General features: G+C 43.7%; 13 protein-coding genes. 7 read left to right on the top strand and 6 right to left on the bottom strand.

The genetic code is table 11. The features are described 5' to 3' along the window. The first annotated feature begins 35 nt into the window (after positions 1 to 35). Together CZ502_RS05020 and CZ502_RS05015 are read left to right on the top strand one after the other, a co-directional pair. Positions 36 to 1,328 (top strand): alkaline phosphatase family protein, encoded by a 1,293-nt coding sequence (locus CZ502_RS05020; protein WP_076460154.1) that lies wholly within the window; start codon positions 36 to 38, stop codon positions 1,326 to 1,328. A gap of 9 nt (positions 1,329 to 1,337) precedes the next feature. Continuing rightward, complete coding sequence (locus tag CZ502_RS05015; protein ID WP_076460152.1) at positions 1,338 to 2,582, top strand: MFS transporter; 1,245 nt, start codon at positions 1,338 to 1,340, stop codon at positions 2,580 to 2,582. 138 nt (positions 2,583 to 2,720) lie between these two features. Here CZ502_RS05015 and CZ502_RS05010 read toward each other — a convergent pair whose 3' ends face one another. Beyond that, positions 2,721 to 4,052 (bottom strand): ISL3 family transposase, encoded by a 1,332-nt coding sequence (locus CZ502_RS05010; RefSeq protein ID WP_076460150.1) that lies wholly within the window; start codon positions 4,050 to 4,052, stop codon positions 2,721 to 2,723. 185 nt (positions 4,053 to 4,237) lie between these two features. On the opposite strand from CZ502_RS05010, the gene CZ502_RS05005 reads away from it, so the two are divergent. Then, positions 4,238 to 6,007, top strand: coding sequence for an IS1182 family transposase (locus CZ502_RS05005; RefSeq protein WP_083673323.1), 1,770 nt, complete (start codon positions 4,238 to 4,240; stop codon positions 6,005 to 6,007). Here CZ502_RS05005 and CZ502_RS05000 read toward each other — a convergent pair. Further along, complete coding sequence (locus CZ502_RS05000) at positions 5,941 to 7,869, bottom strand: sugar MFS transporter (RefSeq protein WP_076460148.1); 1,929 nt, start codon at positions 7,867 to 7,869, stop codon at positions 5,941 to 5,943. The genes CZ502_RS05005 and CZ502_RS05000 overlap by 67 nt on opposite strands. Before the next feature lie 241 nt (positions 7,870 to 8,110). On the opposite strand from CZ502_RS05000, the gene CZ502_RS04995 reads away from it, so the two are divergent. Next, positions 8,111 to 8,947, top strand: coding sequence for an AraC family transcriptional regulator (locus CZ502_RS04995; RefSeq protein WP_076460146.1), 837 nt, complete (start codon positions 8,111 to 8,113; stop codon positions 8,945 to 8,947). 82 nt (positions 8,948 to 9,029) lie between these two features. Here CZ502_RS04995 and CZ502_RS10780 read toward each other — a convergent pair whose 3' ends face one another. The 4 genes from CZ502_RS10780 to CZ502_RS04980 all read right to left on the bottom strand — a co-directional run bounded on the left by CZ502_RS10780 (position 9,030) and on the right by CZ502_RS04980 (position 14,125). Continuing rightward, complete coding sequence (locus tag CZ502_RS10780; RefSeq protein WP_200804219.1) at positions 9,030 to 9,173, bottom strand: hypothetical protein; 144 nt, start codon at positions 9,171 to 9,173, stop codon at positions 9,030 to 9,032. Positions 9,174 to 9,502: 329 nt separating this feature from the next. Then, the gene (thrS, locus tag CZ502_RS04990; RefSeq protein ID WP_076460144.1) at positions 9,503 to 11,308 is read right to left on the bottom strand and encodes a threonine--tRNA ligase; all 1,806 of its coding nucleotides are present in this window, start codon (positions 11,306 to 11,308) and stop codon (positions 9,503 to 9,505) included. A 322-nt stretch (positions 11,309 to 11,630) separates the two neighbouring features. Further along, entirely contained in the window at positions 11,631 to 12,281 is a 651-nt protein-coding gene (locus CZ502_RS04985) for a hypothetical protein (protein WP_076460142.1), read from the bottom strand. A 254-nt stretch (positions 12,282 to 12,535) separates the two neighbouring features. Beyond that, complete coding sequence (locus tag CZ502_RS04980; RefSeq protein ID WP_076460140.1) at positions 12,536 to 14,125, bottom strand: Nramp family divalent metal transporter; 1,590 nt, start codon at positions 14,123 to 14,125, stop codon at positions 12,536 to 12,538. Positions 14,126 to 14,697: 572 nt separating this feature from the next. On the opposite strand from CZ502_RS04980, the gene CZ502_RS04975 reads away from it, so the two are divergent. The 3 genes from CZ502_RS04975 to CZ502_RS04965 all read left to right on the top strand — a co-directional run bounded on the left by CZ502_RS04975 (position 14,698) and on the right by CZ502_RS04965 (position 17,247). Continuing rightward, on the top strand, positions 14,698 to 15,708 hold the full coding sequence (locus CZ502_RS04975) for a zinc-dependent alcohol dehydrogenase family protein (RefSeq protein ID WP_076460138.1): 1,011 nt from the start codon (positions 14,698 to 14,700) through the stop codon (positions 15,706 to 15,708). A 109-nt stretch (positions 15,709 to 15,817) separates the two neighbouring features. Beyond that, the gene (locus CZ502_RS04970) at positions 15,818 to 16,351 is read left to right on the top strand and encodes a helix-turn-helix domain-containing protein (RefSeq protein ID WP_076459537.1); all 534 of its coding nucleotides are present in this window, start codon (positions 15,818 to 15,820) and stop codon (positions 16,349 to 16,351) included. Then, entirely contained in the window at positions 16,351 to 17,247 is an 897-nt protein-coding gene (locus tag CZ502_RS04965; protein ID WP_076459536.1) for an IS3 family transposase, read from the top strand. Before CZ502_RS04970 ends, CZ502_RS04965 begins: the two co-directional genes overlap by 1 nt. Positions 17,248 to 17,299 lie beyond the last annotated feature (52 nt).

Here is a 17,299-nt window from a genome sequence, read left to right as displayed (position 1 = left end):
AGTAAATAGAAGTTTAAAAGAAAGCAGATGAAGTAATGACGAAGAATAAACTTGTTGTTATCTCACTTGATTCAATGGGATTTCGCGATTTAAATGAGCAACGGCAGCTGGTACCAACGCTCGACAAACTAATCGCTAAGGGAACGTGGGTGAAGCGTGTTCAGGGAATCTTTCCCACCTTAACGTATCCTTCCCACACGTCAATTATTACCGGGCAGTATCCAGCCGTCCACGGAATTGTTAACAACACCAAGCTCCAGCCGCGCCGGTTATCACCAGACTGGTACTGGTATCGTAAGGATGTGAAGGCAACGCCCCTATACGACGTCGCCCGGCAAGCAGGGTTAACTACGGCCGCCTTCCTCTGGCCCGTTACTGCTGGCAGCAAGATCGACTATAACCTGGCAGAAATTTTTCCTAACCGAATCTGGACAAACCAGGTGTTAGTTTCCCTGAAAGCTAGCTCGCCACTTTTCCTTTATGAAATGAATAAGAAGTACGGCAAGCTCCGCAATGGAATCAAGCAGCCATGGCTTGACGATTTTGTGACTGCGTGTGCTGTCGATACCCTGGAAAACAAGCGGCCTGATATGACCCTAATCCACCTGGTTGATATGGATAGTATGCGCCACCGTTACGGCGTTCGTTCTGCAGAAGCGCGGCAAGCACTCCACCGTCTCGATCGGCGGGTGGCGAAAATAATTCAAGCGACGAAGAATGCTGGCACGTATGCGGAGACGGACTTTGTTGTTTTGGGTGACCATTACCAGATCAATGTCGATAAGATGATCCACCTAAACATGCTGTTTGAACAGGCGGGGTGGCTACGGTCAATTCCGGGGAAGACGACTTACCGTAACAATTGGCGGGTCACCGCAAAGACCTGTGATGGGGAGACCTACGTCTATACCCGGGGAAATGTTGACCTGGGACGCGTAAAGCAGCTAATTGCTGGCGTTGAAGGGGTTGAGCAGATTTATGACGGGGCAGATGCCGTCAAGTTCGGGGCTGACCCGCAGTGTAGTTTTCTCGTCGAAGCTAAGCCAGGGTACTACTTTACCGACGAAGTAAACCGGCCAGCGATAGTTGAAAATGTTGACCCATCATCATTGGGAACACATGACCGCTACCATGGGGTTCATGGCTATGGGCCGACGCAACCAAACTATTTTACAACGGCAATTTTTGCGGGGCCCCATGTTAAGGAGGGGGCAACTGTTGATGGCGCTCGCTTAGTTGATGAAGGGCCGACATTTGCCCGCCTGTTGGGCTTACACTATCCTGCGCCAACGGCTGGCCAAGCAATTCGGGAAATTTTTAAGGACTGAGGTGACGTTGTGAAGTTTACAAAACAACAGTGGCAATGGATTTTTTATGACTGGGCTAACTCTGGTTATGGAATTTTGGTTGTGACCGCTGTTTTACCAGTTTATTTTAAAGCGGTGGCTGACCAGGCAGGGGTAAGTGCCGCCGATTCAACCGCCTGGTGGGGGTATGCGAACAGTTTCGGAACCCTGATTGTTTCTGTGTTGGCACCGCTCCTGGGGGCATTAGCTGACTATCCCCGTGCAAAGAAACGGTGGTTAAATGTCTTTACCTGGATGGGGATTATCCTAACGATCGGTTTAGCGGTTGTTCCGCCAACGCAATGGCAGCTCTTATTAATTATTTATATTGGGTCGATCATCGGTTATTCTGGCGGAAACCTGTTTTACGATAGCTTCTTGACCGATGTTGCTGATAACTTTCAGATGGACCAGGTCTCTTCGACCGGTTATGGGATGGGCTACCTCGGTGGGGTAATTGCCTTCATTATCTTTTTAATCGCCGAACTGACAAATGGCTTTGGCGGCCTGCTTAATAGCTACGACATTGCGCGCTTTAGTTTTCTCCTGGCAGCGCTGTGGTGGATTGTCTTTGGTTGGCCGTTGCTAGCACATGGGCAGCAGCAGTTTTATGTCCAAACTGCGCGGAGCCCGCTGCTCGATAGCTTTGTTCGGATCAAAAAGACCCTCCACCACATTAACCAGTATCGGCAGTTGACGTGGTTTTTGGTTGCTTACTTCTTCTACATTGATGGGGTCGATACTATTTTTACAATGGCCACGGCGATTGGGAAGGACCTTGGTATTCAGACGACGATGCTGATGATGGTCCTCTTAGTGGTCCAGTTGATTGCCTTTCCGTTTTCAATTTTGTATGGGTGGCTGGCGCAACGCTTTTCTACCCGGAAAATTTTAATAATGGGGATCGTAATCTACCTTTTTATTTGCCTCTACGCCCTGCATTTGCAGACCTTGCGGGATTTCTGGATTCTCGCAATCCTCGTTGGTACTAGTCAGGGTGGTGTTCAAGCATTGAGCCGGTCATACTTTGGCCGCTTGGTCCCCAAGAACGCTAGCAGCGAATTCTTCGGCTTCTATAATATCTTAGGGAAATTTTCCGCAATCCTGGGGCCCGTCATCGTTGGCCTTGTCACCCAGTGGACAGGGAAGTCAACGGTTGGGGCAGCTTCATTAAGTGTGCTCTTTGCGATTGGCCTGATTATTTTCTTAGGCCTTTCGCGGCTGGATAATGACTAAATAAAAATGAGGCTGGGAAAAAAGTCCTAGTCTAAAACTAAAAGCCGGACGATGAGCCATTTTTTGGTTCATCGTCCGGCTTTGTGTATACACAGGCTCTTCGTCAAGAAGTACTGATAGAAAAAATTAAATAACTTTTCAAGCAGCTCGTGCCAGACTTTTGGTATGGGCTGTTCTTTTGTTTTTCCAATTGATGGCAATGTATGAATTTGGTAAAGCGAGGAGAATACGTGCCCGAAAGTTGAAGAAGTTCCGGAAACCATAAGCAGTCCGCTTAATTACTTTGATTTTGTTGTTAGTTCCTTCAACTGGCCCGTTAGTATAGTTGTCATATTTGAAGCTAGTGATGATCTCTGCTTTGTGTATGCGCAAGGTCCGTTGAACTTTTTGAAGTGGTTGTGGCAGAAGGGTCCATTTAATAGCGAGAAGATGGTTGAGTTCTTTCTGATCGCGGTGGTTGATTGCGAGAATCAGGTCTTGGTAATAGCGATACGCCTGTCTTAGATCATCGTCGTAGGAAAGCAAGCGATGGACTACTTCAACGTCGGTTAATTGCGCATAGTGAAAGTTACGGCGCGACCAGTAATTATCGTATTTAAGGGAAGCTGATGGCGTTAAGATCAGTTTCCAGAAACGTTTTAAGGCCCGCCATTGATGAGTTCCTTTACCAGCACGATTCATTGCCTTGATTCTGATTTTGTTTAAGGCCCGGTATGCTTGTGCGACCACGTGAAAGTGGTCGGCGATAATTAACGCATGAGGGAAAAGCTCATGAATTAAATGACGATAGGGAGTATATAAATCAACAGTAACCGTTTGTACGGCCAAACGAGCGGAGCGATCATAGCGGAGAAAGTAGTTATATAAGTAACGGCTGCGTCGTGACAAAATAATGTCTAAGGTGCGTTTATTTTCAATATTCATTAAGATCATACTCATGTCACTGGGCGCAAATCGGCCAGATTTGAAGTCATCAAAGGCGATGTGGCGTGGTAACCAATGATAATTAGGCTTAAAGACTTGATCGAGGTTAGAAATGATGCGTCTGACAGTCCAATCAGAGACACCAAAAGATTTGGCAATATCAGTTTGCGATTCATTAGTTGATAATTGCATCATAATACGCTGTTTGACGGCTAAGGCGATGTGATGACGATATTTAAGATCAGTAACCTTGGCGAAATCAGTAACGGTCTTAGGACAATTTTCTGAAGGCTTACAGATATACTTCTGCTTGCGAATTGACCAAATGGTTGGCTTGTAGTGCAGCGATGGCCCTAAACTCCGCACAGTTTTAAAGCCATTCTTGCTCATTAATTGTCCGCAAAGAGGACAATGATGGGGATAACTTTGCGTAAGATGGACAACGATCAAGTTACCTTGATCCTCAATCGGGTTTTTGAAATGTTTGATATCAAGTTCAAGGTGGCGATCTTTAATTCCTAAAGCAATTTTGGTAGAATAATTCATGAAAGATGGTCCTTTCTTAAACGAAGACGGGGTCCAACCATCTTTCGTTTTTTTATTTTAAATTTTAAAACAAAATAAGCACCGATGTTAAATCCATCAGTACTTAAAATTGTAGACCCTATACACAGAAAATCGTTCCTGATATTATGTAATTACCACAAAACAAAAATAAAGGAATGATTTTCATGTATCAAAATTATATCACAGGACAAACTGAATTCGTATTAAACTTTGATTTTAACGTCCCTAAAACGCATTTAGTTCGGTTGATCGATGCCTTTGTCGACTCGATCCCGGCGGAAGTTTTATTATCAGAAAAAGTGGCGACTACCGGTCGCCCACTTTCACATCCGGCAATTATGCTGAAAATTTTATTATTTGCCTATGCTCGTCAAACATATTCGGGACGCAAGATTGAAACTATGCTGGTCGAAAACTTACCAATGCGGTGGTTAGCTCGCGATCATACCTATAGTTACCATACCATCAATAACTTCAGAAGTAGTCAACACGCTGCTAACTTGATCAAGCGTGCGTTTGTTTACTTCACGATGTCCCTAACTGATCATGGCTTGGTCAAAAAAGATGCTTTGTTTATTGATGGAACTAAGGTTCAAGCAGACGCTAATAAGTATTCCTTTACTTGGCGGAAATCAGTTGAGAAATATCATGCTAAGTTAAAGCAAGACATAAACGCAATGTATGATGAATTGATCGAGAAAAAGGTTATTCAGGCAATGAAACCAGAACTCATTGAATCATCAGAAGGCTTGGAAACGATGACTGATCAATTAGAAAAACAGATTGGGCAGCTCAACGAAGAAATAAAAAAAGAACCGAAAGTGATCAAGGGTGGTTCAGTTAAGAAACAACGACGTCGTTTCTTAAAAAAACTACATCGAAAACTTAAGCAAGATATGGTCCCGCGGGCAAAAAAATATGAGGAAGCTGAGACAGTCTTTCAGGGCCGTAATAGTTTCTCTAAAACTGATCACGATGCGACTTTCATGTGTATGAAAGAAGATTCAATGAAAAACCGCGAACTAAAGCCCGGCTATAACCTTCAGATTGCCACTCATAATCAATTTGTCCTTGATTATGCCTTGTTTAGTAATCCAACCGATACAAGGACATTAGTTCCCTTCCTCAAGCAATTCCATTGTTTAAATTTCTTTGAACACATTGTAGCTGACGCTGGCTACGGAAGTGAGTACAATTACACGACGATTATTGATCAATTTGAAAAACAACCAATTATTCCTTATACAACTTACCAGAAAGAACAGAAGCGCAAGTTCAAAAATGATTCAACTAAGCCACAAAATTGGCAGTACAACGCTAAAGATGACTATTATATAGACCATTTAGGCGTGCGTTTTGGTTTTGCTCGTTACAGTCAACGAACCGATCGGTACGGTTTTACGCGTGATCTTAAACTTTACCGTGCTGATAAACATCAATTATCGGCAGAGTTAGATCAACTAGCGAAGACTCCTAGTGGTCGTTTGCGTTACATCCAGGTCAATCCTACTTGGAACTATTTTAAAGCACAAGTCAAAGAAACCCTCTCTAGTGACGAAGGACAAGCAATTTATCGTCGACGCAAGTTCGACGTTGAACCTGTTTTTGGTCGCATGAAGAGGGATTTTGGCGTACGCCGAACCCACCTTCGCGGCCAACAGACAGTGGAAAACGATATTGGATTGGTCTTAATGGCCATGAATTTAACCAAGTTAGGCAAAATGATTACCAATTATCCGGCAATTTTAAAGAAACAAGTAAAAATCCGAACCACAATTTTTGTCAAAACAAAAATCATGGTTCGGATTTTCATATTTAGAGGCTTGAGGAATTTAGTTTTTTCCCGGCCTCATTTTTTATTACTTAGTTACTTTTTTAGTTCGACTTGGAGGCTTAATACGTTCTCGCCAGCTTTGACATTTGTGCCGGGCTGACCGGTTAAAGTAATATCGTCGAACTTATCGGAATTAGTGACGGTTACAATGACGGTATCATCAAGGCCGGCCTTTTTAATTGTTGGATCCCAGAATTCGATTAATTCTTGTCCTTTCTTGACTCGTTGGCCCTGTTCAACGTAGGAAACAAACCCGGTTCCCTTTAGTTTAACCGTGCCAATGCCGACGTGAATCAGGAGGGCAATTCCTTCATCGTTAACCAGGCCAACCGCGTGGCGGGTTGTGAAGACTTGGCGAACCGTTGCATCGAATGGTGCGAGAACCCGGCCATCTTGTGGTTTAATCGCGAATCCCTGCCCAGCGGCACCAGTCGAGAAAGTGTCATCGTTGACATCACTGAGCTTGATTAATTCCCCAGTAATTGGCGTTGGAATGTTGACTGTTTCAGTTGTGACATTTAAGTCATCTTCCTTACCGAGGTTCTTTCCCCAGGTCTTTTCCAGTTCTGCCACAATTTCGGCGTGCTTTTGTTCGCTTAGGATAACCTTCTTTGCAAAGATGCAAATGGCGATCACTAATAATACAGCAGGAACGGCAAACATCAATAGCTTAAAGTTATTGCGGCCCGTAGCCGTGATTGTTGAAGCAGTTGCCCCCGTAGTCATTCCGGCAATGATGGCAACTTGACCAACAACCCCGTTAGCGACAGCCCCACCGAACTTATCAATCAATGGCCGGACTGAGAGGGCCAGTGATTCATCACGGTGGCCAAGCTTTAATTGGCCGTATTCAACAGAGTCCGTAATGACCATTAAGACGATCAAGAAGACCATTGGCTGTGGGAAACCGAACATTGATGCAGCAATTAAAACAAGAGCGAGGTTATCACCAGCAACGGAGAATAAGGCAATTCCGCAAAGCATGAAGATCAACAAGCTACTAAACAATGCTTTCCGGCTCAAATGCTTAGAGAAGAATGGGAACAATGAAGTACCGATAATTCCTAAGAAAACGTTGATTGTTGAGAAGATTGAGAACGCCTTTGGTGCCCCCATAATGTAGGTGAAGTAGTAGACTTCCAGTGAGTTGATAATGTTAATTCCGACACAGTAGAAGAGGTAGGCACAAGCGACCCACATCAACTGGTCATTACCGGAGAGAGCTTTAAAAATGCCGACAACGCCGACCGTATCCTTCTTGTTCTTCCGAATATCACTATTAACTTCCCGGGTAAAGATCCCGACTCCCCAGGCAGAGAGAAGGGCAAGGGAACAAATGATGAGGGCAAACATGAACCATCCCCGGTCATCACCAGTGCTGGTCTTTGTGGCCGAGAAGTAGATAACGGCTGGCATAACGATGATCCCAACCATTCCCCCACCAATCGTTGAACCGACCCGGGCGAAGGTAGCAGTCTTTTCCCTTTCCCGTGAATCAGTGGTTAAGGATGGTAGCATTGACCAGAAACCGACATCCTTAAATGAGTAGAAGATGTCCATGGTAATATATAAAATTCCAAAGACAACCAGGTAGGCAATAGCATTCTTCTTGTAGAGACCGCCCATGTTGGTGAAAAGGATCAAGAGAATAATTGCTGAGACTGTCCCACCAATGACAACCCATGGCCGGAAGTGGCCCCACCGGGTCTTTGTCCGGTCAATGGCGTTACCAATAAACGGGTCGATGAATAACTCCACGAACCGTAACAGCATAATAATCAAGGTGACAATACTGATCATCTTGTTATCTAATGCCTTGTTACCAGTATCGAATAAGTGCGACGTAATAAACATAATGAGGTAGCCACATAAGAGGCCGTAGAATGAGTCGTTACCAAATGCCCCAAAGCTGTAAGCGAGTCGCTCACGCATGGTCATTTTGGTTTTTCCCTCAGTAACCATAATTGTTCCTTCTTTCTTTGAATTATGCGAAATCGTTTTCCGTATCCGCTTTCATCATCGGTAATTATATTTGTAAAACGTTTATCAAACCATAGAAAAGATTATCAGCTTCCTGTTAATATGTTGGCAAGACAAATTGACATGAGAGCTAGGAAAAGAGTATGATATTAGGTGTTTTTGATTGATCTAGGTGAACAAATCGCCATATTAGATGGCAAAATTATTTATTAGGTGGGACAAAATGGACGGCGAATATAAAAGTATTTCATGGAAGAGTCTGGAGAGCAATATTTTATTTATCGGCCAGGATGACTGTCCGCCCAATTATTTTTACCGGGGAAATAACGTCCGCGATAACTATGTCATTCACTATATTCAAAAGGGAAAAGGGGTGTTTTCATCGGCCAACCAGCATACCGTTAGTCTGCAGGCGGGGGATGTTTTTATCCTGCCGAAAGGGGTTCCTTGTTTCTATCAGGCAGACGGGGAAGAACCATGGAACTACTTTTGGATTGGCTTTTCAGGGACCAAGATTAATACAATGCTGACGGGGTCGATGCTGGCAAAGAAGCGGTACCTGCGACAAGTTCAGGATAGTAAGTTTTTTGCTAGTCTAAGGCAACTCTATGATGCCTTGCGGGCACCGAGCTCGCTTTCCAATGATATCTTGGTGGAGGCGTTGACCTACCAGATGTTTTATAATCTCGTCACGGAGTACCCTAATAAACAGGTTGAAGATAAGAGTATGTCACACAACCAGCTAAAGATGGCGGTTTATTACCTCCAAGAAAACTTTCGGAGCAGTGATTGCAACATTACTAACCTGTGTCATGAAATTAATATTTCGCGGAGCTATCTTTATACGATTTTCAAGCAGGACATGAATTTGTCACCGCAAAAATATTTATCCCAGTTGCGGATGGAAGAGGCGAAGCAATTACTACAAAATACAACTAACCCGGTGCAGGAGATTGCGCACCGGGTTGGCTATAAGGATGAATTTACTTTTTCGAAGGCCTTTAAGCGGTATAGTGGCTTTAGTCCCCAAATATACCGTCGCAAAGTGAGTTTCAATTAGCATAGCAATTATCGGATAAAAATAAGCGGTTAACCACTGACAGTTGTCGTGGCTAACCGCTTTTTACTAAATTATCTTGTGATTACTTACGTACGTTAAGGATGCCTTGACCAATGCCTGCTGGAGCGTTGTTCTTAGCAAGATCAAAACCGTTAGTGTTGTTACCTTCACGCTTAGCAACAGTTTGCTTGTGCATTGCCTTAAATAAATCGTTCATCGTAGACATAAGTGAATACCTCCAAATTATAAATGATTGTTTTTAATGATTAATTACGAATTTTAGTTGCTCATCTGAGGAGCGATTATTAATATACCGGCTTCATGAAAGCTTGTCAACAAAGGAATTAGGGGTGTTTAAAGCTTCACGAAGGTCCCGTAACCGTTTTATTTTTGATTGCTACAAGGGTATTCACTTTTCGCTTTCTGAAAATTTATTGACAAAAAAATTTCTTTCACAAAAAATAAAGCGGTTGATTGCCAGGGTTTCCAGCAATCAACCGCTTTAACTTATTCGGAGCTCATGAGGGTTTCCCAGTTATTGCTCTGTTGTTTTAATTACTTTTCGCGGGAGTATGATGCAATGTCAGCGAGAATTTCATTCATGAATGCATCTTGACTCATTTCGTTTTGTTCCTGTTCACCGTACTTCCGAACGGAAACACCGTTGTTGTTCTTTTCGTCATCACCAACAACGAGGGTGTATGGAACCTTTTGGGTTTGGGCTTCACGGATCTTGTAGCCCATCTTTTCGTTCCGGTGGTCAACAACGACCCGGATGTTTGCCGCCTTCATCTTCTTTGCGATGTCGTCAGCGTATTCACCATGGGCATCTTCGTTAACTGGAATGATGTGAACTTGTTCTGGTGCTAACCAGGTTGGGAAGGCACCCTTGTAGATTTCAGTCAGATAAGCGATGAACCGTTCCATGGTCCCAACAACCCCACGGTGGATCATGACTGGCATGTGTTCTTGCCCATCCTTACCAACGTAAGATAAGCCGAACCGTTCTGGAAGCATGAAGTCTAATTGGATGGTGGACATCGTTTCGTCGTTACCGAGGGCCGTCTTCGTTTGGATATCAAGCTTTGGACCGTAGAAGGCAGCTTCCCCTTCGGCTTCGTAGTAGTCAAGATTCAAGTCATCCATGGCTTGCTTCAACATTGACTGGGACTTTTCCCACATTTCATCGTTAGCGTAGTACTTCTTGACGTTCTTTGGATCACGAAGAGAAAGCCGGAAGCTGTAGTCAGTGATGTCAAAGTCCTTGTAAACGCTCATGATCAACTTCAAGATCTTAGCAAATTCAGTCCGGATTTGGTCAAGGGCAACGAATGTGTGACCGTCGTTTAAGGTCATTTCACGAACCCGTTGAAGACCAGAGAGGGCACCAGACTTTTCGTAACGGTGCATCATCCCCAGTTCAGCGATCCGTAATGGCAAGTCACGGTATGAACGGATGTGGTGCTTGTAAACTTGGATGTGGCTTGGGCAGTTCATTGGCCGTAATTCAAGCATTTCACCGTCACCCATGTCCATTGGTGGGAACATGTCATCACGGTAGTGTTCCCAGTGACCAGAAGTCTTGTAAGCGTCGAGGTTCATCAAAACGGGAGTGTAAACGTGCTTGTAGCCGTCAGCAACTTCCCGGTCGATGATGTAACGTTCGATGGTCCGGCGAATTGTGGAACCCTTTGGCATCCAGTAAGGTAAACCGGCACCGACCTTTGGATCAACGAAGAAGAGGTCCAGCTTGTTCCCGATAACCCGGTGGTCACGTTCCTTAGCTTCTTGACGCTTCTTCAAGTCTTCTTCGAGGGCGTCCTTCTTGTAGAAGACCGTCCCGTAAATCCGTTGGAGCATTGGGTTTGATGACATACCCTTCCAGTAAGCACCGGCAACGGATAAGAGCTTAATGTTCTTAACGAGGTTGCTGTAAAGTAAGATGTCATCTTCAGCAACAGTCTTAACGTCCCCGAGTTGGTACATTGCAACCTTGCCATCCTTGGCGTGTTCGTTGATTAATTCAGTTGAGAACTTGTCATTAGCAACTTCTTTGAGTGCGTCGTCAACGGCAACTTCAACGAATTCAACCTTTTCATCTGCCTTTGCCATCCCCTTGATTACGTCTTCGAGGGCTGGTAATTCATCAGCAGAAACTTGTTGGTTGTCCTTATCGGAATCAACGTGGAAGCCATCTTCTTCTGCCTTAACTTCACCAAGGCGAATTCCCTTAAATTCCTTCTTCAAAGCAGCCTTAAGCATTAATGCTGAAAGCTTGCGCAATGCTTCTAATCCTTCTTGTGAGTCCCGGTCGATCTTCTTAACTGATCCATCTGGTGACATAACAGCAACTTGAGCCATGTAAATCTCTCCTTTATGTAATAAAAAAGCCCCAGGTACCTACTATGTAAGTACCTGGGACGTTAATTAACGTAATTAGCGTGGTTCCACCCATCTTTAGGACACACTGCTAGTGTCTCCTCTCTAAGGTGCGGTAACGGACACGATCCGACTAGCCTTATCTCGGCTAATAATTTAGGAAGGTGGTACAGCGAAACATGTCACTCGCGATGCTTCCACTAAGTGCATCACTCTCTGGGGAGGACGTGTAACGTGCATATCCTTCAATTGACTTGATTATAGCACGCCAGTGGTGATTGGCAAGCCCCTTTTTAAAATTTTATTAATGACTAGGAGCTGGTTGTGGTTGCGGACTATTGTTAGTGGTTGGCTGTGTCGGCGTTGATGCAGCACTTGAACTACTTGCTGGTTGACTACCGCTATTTTGCGGCTGGCTGTTGCTATTTTGGTCCGCATGTGACTCTGGCTGTGACGTCGATGATGACGCCGCCGGAGTACTTTCACTGTGATTATTAGTAGTAGTCGACCGGCTTGGTGTATAGCTATAAGTGTCTTGGATGTCGTCATCGCTGGCACGGCGCTTATGGCTGCTACTGCTGCTCTTATGGTGCTTTTTCCGTGATGATGTGCTGGTTGATACCGTCGTCTCATCATTGTTTTCGGTATTAACCGGGTCCTGTTGCTTAACGAGGAAGACGACGATCATCACAATCAAGAAGGCCAGTAAGACGGTCAAAATGATCTTAAACATCCGGCGGGAGATACCGAGGGACCCCCGCTTAGCTGGCTTCTTCGGATGGTGTGGAGGCCGTTGCCCTGCGGAAGAAGCCATTGTGCTGGTGGCCTTCTTTTGGCGGGGCTTCCGGTTAAAGAGAGAACGCTTTTTCTTTTCTTCGCCCGGCTTTGGGGTGTCGTATAGTTCGACACGGGTAGGGCGACGTTTATTATTGTCTTGATTATTCAATGATTTCACCTCATATTTTTGAGTGAGTAATATCCAGCTACCTATTATAGCATGAAAAATGGCCGGCTATGAGGGGCCGACCATTTTTCACATTTCTTCGTCGCTATTATTGAGGGGGATAGTTATAGAAGAAAAGTAAGGGGGTTTATTTATATTAGGGATTATCTATACTATACCCACAAAGTTTGAACAAAATATGAACGGGAAGTTATAAAAATAAAAAGACTCGATTACAAACGTAATTCAAGCCTTTTTTCGCTAAATTAATCCTTCGCTGAATCGTTCATCTCAGCTTCGTGTTGTCCAAAGCCCTTGCCTTCAGCAGCGAAGCGCTTGTCACCCTTGTATAATTCGATGCATGTCCAGAATAAGAGTGCAAGAATGATGACAATACTGATGTAAGCTAGGATGTCAGAAGTACCCTTTTCCCAGAGGCCAAAGCCTTCGTAGGTTGCAGGTAAGTTGTACAAGTTTAAGAAGGTTAGGGCAATTACTGAAACCCAACCACAAATCTTAACCCAGAGACGGTTCTTAAATTCACCCATTTCGACTTCACTGTTGGTCATCATTAATAATGGCAACATGGAGAATGGCAGGGCAAAGGCTAAGAATACCTGGGAGTCTTCCATTAGTAAGTTCAACGCAGTGTGTTGTTGGATGGCGTTTTCACCACTAGTCATGGCAACACAAGCAAGAACTGGGATAACGGAGATAAGACGGGTAACCAACCGCCGTGCCCAAAGAGGCATCTTCATGTGGATGAACCCTTCCATGATAACTTGCCCGGTTAAGGTACCAGTAATGGTTGAGTTTTGCCCAGAAGCTAACAGGGCAACGGCAAACAGGGTTGATAAGATCCCTGACTTAGCAACGGCAATTAAGATTGGGTTACTAAGCATTGAGGTGTTGTTTAAAGCATCATAAAGACCGAAGAATGAACTATCTTGGACGGCACCAGTCTTGAAGACTGCCACCCCCATGATTAACAGGAGGGCGTTAACAACAAAGGCTAATGATAATTGAATGTTTGAGTCCCAAGTAGTGAAACGAACAGTTTGCCGAATGCTGTCAAGGTCGTTGTGGTCGATCTTCCGCGTTTGCGAAATTGCCGAGTGCAGGTACAAGTTGTGCGGCATAACCGTCGCCCCGATGATCCCTAATGTCCCAGTCAATGGGGTGATTCCACCGACTTCAGGGTGCTGGGCAATGGCCTTTGCTGATGGGAGAAGTCCCATGAAGACACCACCCCAGTCAGGGTTAGAAAGGGCAACTTGATATGCGAAAACAAAGAGGATAACAAGGATCAAACAAGCAACAATTGCTTCGATCTTCCGGAACCCGATCTTGGTTAATAATAGCAGTACCAAAACGTCAAGAACGGTAATAAATACAGATGGGATCAACGGAATGTGGAACAATAAGTTCAAGGCAATTGCGGCCCCGATAACTTCAGCGATATCGGTCGCCATAATAGCTAATTCTGTCATAATCCATAAAATAATCCCTAATGCTTTACCGGTCCGCGCCCGTGTTGCCTGAGCAAGGTCCATTTGACTCACGATCCCGAGTTTAGCCGCCATGTATTGCAGTAACATCGCAATCAAACTTGAGATCAAGATAGTAGTCATTAGGGTGTATTGGAAGCTTTGCCCACCGGTGATCGAAGTCGACCAGTTACCTGGATCCATGTAACCCACGGCAACTAATGCCCCAGGGCCAGAATAAGCAAATAATGTTCTCCAGAAACCTTTACCTTGTGGAACTTCAACGGTACCGTTGATTTCTTCCAGTGACTTGCCGTTAGCATATTCAATCAAATGATGCTTACGGTGTTGATTTTTTGTGTCAGCCACGCCAAATCCACCTTTCTTCTAATTTTTGTTAATCAAGTTGTAAACCAAAAATTAACTTATTTCGAATACTTTGTTAGGTTAACATAAAAAAATATATCCTGCAATGGAAAATGACTGTTATATTAGTATTTCTTGGACTTTTAAGGAAAATCGAGGGATAAATTTTGACGTGCCTAATAGACGGTAACCGTTTCCACATATTTTAACAAAGATTTAAAACTTTTGGCTAATTCAGGAATATATAGTAGAAAATACTTCTTATTGTCACGGTGATATTAAACAAATAAGGGTGCTTTGTGAAATAGAAAAGTGGGGTGAGAAAGGCAGGGAAAAGCTCACTTTAAAATCGGGACGATGGCTGGACGGGTGGTGAATAAAAAAATCAAATTTTTTTGTGATTTTTTAACAAACGCTGCTATATCGGCATTTTTAAGGGCAAAAAAATTTTACGTTTAACGTTTTAACATCGCAAAAAAGGTGCTGAAAAATTGCCTAGCGTTTGACAATTAAGGCGTTTTCAAACTATACTAACACTTGACAAATGATTTAATTCACAAGAGAGGTATTTTGATATGAAGGCACTTGTTTTAACAGGCAAAAAGCAACTCGAAATCCAAGATATTAATGAACCAGAAATCAAGCCCGATGAAGTCTTAATCCACACTGCATACGCAGGGATCTGTGGGACTGACAAGGCATTGTACGCTGGTCTTCCCGGTTCAGCATCTGCTGTCCCACCAATTGTATTAGGACACGAAAACTCTGGTGTTGTTACTAAGGTTGGTTCTGCTGTTACCAACGTTAAGCCAGGCGACCGGGTATCTGTTGACCCGAACATCTACTGTGGTCAATGCAAGTACTGCCGGACACAACGTCCTGAATTATGTGAACACCTTGATGCGGTTGGTGTTACCCGTAATGGTGGTTTTGAAGAATACTTCACTGCTCCTGCCAAGGTTGTTTACCCAATTCCTGACGATGTTTCATTAAAGGCTGCTGCCGTTGTTGAACCAATTTCATGCGCAATGCACGGGGTTGACTTACTTGAAACGCACCCATACCAAAAGGCATTAGTATTGGGTGACGGTTTTGAAGGTCAATTGTTTGCCCAAATCTTAAAGGCCCGTGGTGTTCACGAAGTTACCTTAGCTGGTCGTTCAGACGAAAAGCTTGAAAACAACCGGAAGCACTTCGGCGTTAAGACGATCAACACTACTAAGGAAGAAATTCCTGCTGACGCATTTGACATTGTTGTGGAAGCTGTTGGGATGCCAGCAACCCAAGAACAAGCCCTTGCTGCTGCCGCTCGTGGTGCACAAGTATTGATGTTCGGTGTTGGTAACCCTGACGACAAGTTCTCCGTAAACACTTACGACGTATTCCAAAAGCAACTTACGATCCAAGGTGCCTTCATCAACCCTTACACATTTGAAGACTCAATTGCGCTTCTTTCATCCGGGGTTGTTGACCCACTGCCACTCTTCTCTCACGAATTAGACCTCGATGGCGTAGAAGACTTCGTAAGCGGCAAGTTAGGCAAGGTTTCAAAGGCGGTCGTTAAGGTCGGCGGCGAAGAAGCCTAAGGAAAAGATCCTGTAAAAGATAAATATAAAGCACCTCATAATTGTTAGTCAGTGAAGTGCCCTACAATTGTTAGACAAAAGTCTAATGATTGTGGAGGCACTTTTTTGTATGACCAAATATAAAGCGGAACTGAAAGCCCAAATCGTCCATGAATACCTTTCAACCTCTCAAAGTACTTATGATTTAAGTAAAAAATATAAAATTAGTGAACGACGTATCGCTGAATGGGTACAAAGATACCAGCTGAGCGGTGTCGACGCACTTAAAAAACGTCAACACAAACGAACATTCACCACTGATTTTAAATTAAATGTGATAGACTACTACCAAACTCATGAGGAATCAATGGCTGAAGTAGCGTCTCGATTTGATATTTTAGTAGCTCAAATCTCTACTTGGCGCTCACAATTTGCGCGAGACGGCATTACAGCCTTGAAGCCTCACCCGAAAGGTAGGCCGTCTAAAGTGAAACATACTAAGAAGCAGGTTCGTCAACTCGCCAATAAAAGTGAGTTAGAACGATTGAAGGAAGAATTAGCGAAGAAAAATCAAGAACTTTACGATACCAAGTTGGAGCGGGATATCTTAAAAAAATCGCTGTCCCTGTTCGGACCCTCAAAGCCAGAAAGAAAACCCAAATAGTGGATCAGATCAGGGACGATCAATCGCAACGCCCAAAGAAACAACGTTATAAGGTTGGCGATATTCTCAAAGCTATCGAACTGCCCAAGGCAACCTATCATGATGAACGTAACCGAATCGCTAATCATCATGATAAATATACTGAAGTAAAGAAAGTGATTCTTCAAATCGCGCAGCGATTTCAGTTTCGCGGGCGTTGGATCGCGGGCTATCGTCGTATTCAAATGGAACTAGATAAATTAGGAATACACTTGTCTGGTGATACGATTCGCAAGTTAATGCACGAATTAAACATTCAAGTAAGTTTATATAATCGCCATCGTAATGGTAAATATTCATCTTATCAGGGTACGATTGGTAAAATTGCGGATAATAAATTGAAACAAAAATTCAATGAGAAACGACCTTACCGTGTTATCCATACTGATGTAACACAGGTTCGCTTAGCAGATCGTCAATGGGCTTACATCTCAGTAATGATTGATGAAGCTAGTCAAGAAATTCTGGCCCTTCAGATTAGCAATAGCCCGAATAAGGATCTAATTACACGAACACTAAAAGAATTAATTAACAATTTACCTGATGCCGCTCACCCAATCATTCATTCAGATCAAGGGTGGCACTATCAGTTAGGTTACTATACCCAAAAATTAGCCGAGCATCAGTTTATTCAAAGCATGTCGCGCAAAGGAAACTGCTTAGATAACGCACCAGTTGAAAGTTTCTTTCACTTATTCAAGACTGAATTACTGGCTGGTTTCCCACCATGTAAAGACATCGCGGAATTAACCGAGCTTGCGCAAAAATATGTAGAGTATTTTAACAATGTCAGAATAACCTTAAAAACAAAAGGCATGACTCCAGTTGAATACCGGAATCACACCTTAGTAGCTTAATAATTTAATTTTGTCTAACTTTTGTCTTGCACTTCACAGTTAACAATTATGA

The organism is Limosilactobacillus caccae (genome assembly GCF_900156885.1).
GTDB classification, from domain to species: domain Bacteria; phylum Bacillota; class Bacilli; order Lactobacillales; family Lactobacillaceae; genus Limosilactobacillus; species Limosilactobacillus caccae.
The sequence above is the reverse complement of the archived record's forward strand: the minus strand, read 5'-3'. Positions and strand labels throughout refer to the sequence as shown.

Excerpts from the sequence above, each read along its gene's own strand:
- CZ502_RS04975 (WP_076460138.1), top strand. The coding sequence starts at position 14,698 with ATGAAGGCACTTGTTTTAACAGGCAAAAAGCAACTCGAAATCCAAGAT.
- thrS (WP_076460144.1), bottom strand. The coding sequence starts at position 11,308 with ATGGCTCAAGTTGCTGTTATGTCACCAGATGGATCAGTTAAGAAGATC.
- CZ502_RS04970 (WP_076459537.1), top strand. The coding sequence starts at position 15,818 with ATGACCAAATATAAAGCGGAACTGAAAGCCCAAATCGTCCATGAATAC.
- CZ502_RS04995 (WP_076460146.1), top strand. The coding sequence starts at position 8,111 with ATGGACGGCGAATATAAAAGTATTTCATGGAAGAGTCTGGAGAGCAAT.
- CZ502_RS05010 (WP_076460150.1), bottom strand. The coding sequence starts at position 4,052 with ATGAATTATTCTACCAAAATTGCTTTAGGAATTAAAGATCGCCACCTT.
- CZ502_RS10780 (WP_200804219.1), bottom strand. The coding sequence starts at position 9,173 with ATGTCTACGATGAACGATTTATTTAAGGCAATGCACAAGCAAACTGTT.
- CZ502_RS05000 (WP_076460148.1), bottom strand. The coding sequence starts at position 7,869 with ATGGTTACTGAGGGAAAAACCAAAATGACCATGCGTGAGCGACTCGCT.
- CZ502_RS05020 (WP_076460154.1), top strand. The coding sequence starts at position 36 with ATGACGAAGAATAAACTTGTTGTTATCTCACTTGATTCAATGGGATTT.
- CZ502_RS05005 (WP_083673323.1), top strand. The coding sequence starts at position 4,238 with ATGTATCAAAATTATATCACAGGACAAACTGAATTCGTATTAAACTTT.